The sequence below is a fragment of the Bacteroides sp. AF32-8BH genome, from assembly GCF_003435205.1.
Classification (GTDB): domain Bacteria; phylum Bacteroidota; class Bacteroidia; order Bacteroidales; family Bacteroidaceae; genus Bacteroides; species Bacteroides ovatus.
The window spans coordinates 1-3,489 of record NZ_QVLZ01000095.1; the positions used below are offsets into that span (position 1 = coordinate 1).

At 44.8% G+C, this 3,489-nt stretch carries 3 protein-coding genes; all 3 read left to right on the plus strand.

Annotated features, from left to right (window positions below; genetic code table 11):
- Positions 1-143: 143 nt before the first annotated feature.
- From DWZ47_RS30010 to DWZ47_RS30020, 3 genes are read left to right on the plus strand one after another with little or no spacing between them, the layout of a single operon-like run.
- Complete coding sequence (locus DWZ47_RS30010) at positions 144-1,367, plus strand: site-specific integrase (RefSeq protein ID WP_158570406.1); 1,224 nt, start codon at positions 144-146, stop codon at positions 1,365-1,367.
- Positions 1,360-2,373: a tyrosine-type recombinase/integrase gene (locus tag DWZ47_RS30015; RefSeq protein ID WP_117515661.1), complete on the plus strand. Its 1,014-nt coding sequence runs from the start codon at positions 1,360-1,362 to the stop codon at positions 2,371-2,373. Before DWZ47_RS30010 ends, DWZ47_RS30015 begins: the two co-directional genes overlap by 8 nt.
- Positions 2,357-3,388 (plus strand): tyrosine-type recombinase/integrase, encoded by a 1,032-nt coding sequence (locus DWZ47_RS30020; RefSeq protein ID WP_117515663.1) that lies wholly within the window; start codon positions 2,357-2,359, stop codon positions 3,386-3,388. Before DWZ47_RS30015 ends, DWZ47_RS30020 begins: the two co-directional genes overlap by 17 nt.
- Positions 3,389-3,489: the final 101 nt, after the last annotated feature.

The following is a 3,489-nucleotide window of genomic DNA, read 5'->3' on the forward strand; positions in this document are numbered from 1 at the left end:
ACACTATTATCCAAAGTAAAATATTATCAAGAGAAATGCTTTCGCATACTATGTATTTAGCTGTATCTCAGATTTACTGGTGATAATGTTTGAAGGATAAGAATATTATGCCATATTGGAAGAGTACCAACAAATTTTTCAATATGGAACAAACAAACATCAAATCACTAATCGCTACCTGTCACGAGAAGATGATAGGCGATGGCTATAGTGAGAGCACAATTGCCACGCACATGTCGAATCTTGAACGGGGTATATTCACCTACATGTCAGAGCGAGGAGAAGAGATCTATAATCCCGACATTGGAGACTCTTTTCTTGAAAGTCTTACTAGAAACACCCAATGGGAAAAGCACTATCGTTGCATCGGCATGTTGAACTCGGTGTTAAGGTATGGGCATATAATGGTAAATCGTCCTCCAAGCCAAAGGCATGAACTTCCTGGAGAAATAGGAGCAGTGGCAAAACGGCTTATTGAACTAAAGCGTTCGGAACGTGCTTCCCCGAAAACGATAGAGGTTTACCAACGCGTAATATCCCAGTTTATCGCAGTGGTTCAAATTAAAGGAGTCAAGCAAGTGGCTGAGATCACAGAGTCACACATCGTCAATTTCATCTCCACAAGTACAAACAGCAGGGGACAGCGACTGTATGTAATGAAGATGTTCTGCAAATATCTTTTGACGGAAGGGTATGTCAAGTATAGCCTTGGGGCATTACTTGATTCTGTAAAGACTCCACAACGGGAGAAGGTACCCTCAGTTTACAATCAGGACGAAATTGCCCTCATAGAAAACTCCATTGACAGGAGCAATTTCGGAGGCAGACGTCTGTATGCGATGTTTCTGCTGGCATCAAGGCTTGGTCTGAGAGTGTCGGATATAATCCGGCTTCGCTTTGCAAATCTAGACTGGGACAAATGCACCATCTCCATCGTTCAATACAAGACAAAGCACGAGGTTGTGCTTCCGTTGCTGACAGATGTTGGGAATGCAATCATAGATTATCTTCAGGCAGAAAGACCGTCCTCGGATGATGAACATGTATTTATCTCAACGCGTCCGCCATACAAAGGAGTGTCGCGTGATACCGTATGGCTTGGATTGCAGAAGGCTATCCAACAGTCTGGTGTAAATATACAGCATCGTCGGCACGGTATCCATGCCTTCAGACATTCCCTTGCATCTCAGCTCCTGTCCAAAGAAACTCCATTGCCCATAATCAGCAGTACGTTGGGGCATATGTCCACGACAACGACCTCCAATTATTTGAGGGTGGACTTGGCGAAATTGAGATCCATATTGCTTTCGCCCTCGTTGGTTCCAGAAAGATTTTATACGCAGAAAGGAGGTATATTCTATGAGTAAAGGATATGTATTCCGTAGCGCTTTTGCCCCGTACATACTGGAGTTCTTGAAAATGAAAGGCAATCTTGTCGTCAATTCGGATGTTTACCGCCACACATTGCAGCAATGGGATGAAGCCATGCTGGAAAACGGGTTCAATGAGCTGTATGTTACAAGAGAAATGGTGTCGGCGTGGGAAAACTCTCTAAGGAATATCTGCGACAGGACATCCTATACCAAACATACCCAACTCATCCAGTTCCTCAAATACATGTGCCGACTCGGCATAGAGTGCTTTGTGCCAAGGATTCCAAAACGTCCATCAAGCATGTACACTCCCTATGTGTTCACACATGAAGAAATGTCCCGAATCATGGAAGCCATTGACAAATCGGAACAGAAAGGCTTCCGTCCCAAAAGTTGCCTTATCTGCATGCCATGCCTATTCCGGCTATTGTATTCGACTGGAATGCGAATCTCAGAGGCTCTCAACATTAAGAATGGAGACGTCAACTTTCAGTCAGATTTAATTTTCTTGACAAAGACTAAGAACGGCAAGGAGAGGATAATCCCCATGAATCCGGAATTGAAAGTGGTGTTGTCACAATACTTGAAATATCGTGACATGATGCCGGTGGAAGGAATCTGCAAGCCGGAACGCCACCTGTTTGTGTCAGGAATAGGCAAGCCGTTCACGGCAACCACACCATACACTTTCTTCAAAAAGATACTTCGGCAATGCGGGATAGCCCACAAAGGCAAAAACCAAGGCCCCCGGGTTCACGACCTCCGTCATACGTTCGCAGTCCATACCTTACAAAAGATGGCAACCGAAGGCGTGGATCTGTATGCCGGATTACCAGTCCTGTCAGTTCTCCTCGGCCATGCGAGTGTCAGGGAAACGGAGTGGTATCTGAGGCTTACGCGTGAGTTCTATCCCGAAGTGATTGATATAATATCTTCTACAACTGGAGGCATCTTCCCGGATGTTGACAAAAACAATATGTATTATGGAAAAGGAAACTGACTTTGCCCGGCACCTCACAATTTTCTTGTCGGACTATCTGATGACAGAGCGGGGCGTTAGCCACCACACTCTTAGGAGTTATGCCTACACGTTTGACCTGATGCTGGACTATATGTTGGAGGTGAAGAAAATACCAGCAGAACGAATCGAGCTGAAACACCTTACACGTGATTGCACGACAGGGTTCTTAGACTGGCTACAGACTGAAAGGAAATGCACCGACAATACACGCAATGCACGCCTTGCTGCGATACATGCGTTTTGCAAATATCTACAATACGAGGATATTAAAAGAATCGGTTGCTGGCAACAAATAATGACAATAAAAGCCAAGCATAAAGTCTCAGGCACCATATCCTCATTGAGCATCGAAGCGATGAAAACTCTCCTTGCAGAGATACCGACTGACTCAATGCAGGGAAGACGGCATCTTGCCATATTATCATTACTTTACGAAAGTGGTGCCAGGGTGCAGGAACTCATCAACCTTACTCCAAACGACTTGTCGCTGGAACTGCCCGCACATGTAACTTTGTTCGGAAAAGGCCGTAAGAAGAGGGTTGTGCCATTACAAAAGCGGCTGGTATCCATAATGAAACTGTATCTGGCCGAACATAAACTCGATTTACCGGGAAGAGAGAAAAGGCATCTCTTCTACAATAACCGTGGAGCGAAACTCTCAAACTCTGGAATAGCGCATATCATTACATTGTATGCAAACGATGTAAGGGTTAAGCACCCCGGACTTCTCCCAGATAAAATATCCCCACACTCTTTCAGGCACTCGAAAGCTATGCACCTGTTGCAGGCCGGTGTAAATCTTGTCTACATACGGGACATATTAGGTCATGCGTCCATCAAAACTACTGAAATATATGCTCGTGCAGACTCTAAGCAAAAGAGGGATGCACTTGAGAAGGCTTATGCAAACATCACCCCTGAACGCCCCGAGAAGGGAGAGTGGGAAACTAAGCCTCACATAAAAAACTGGTTAAAGCAGTTTACACGGAAGTAATATTATCCCAAGCCATTGCAGCAAGTAATGACGGTATATGCTTAATACTCAACGCTTGTTGTTATTGGCTTGGGATAATCTTGGAGTGGGGATAATAGTGC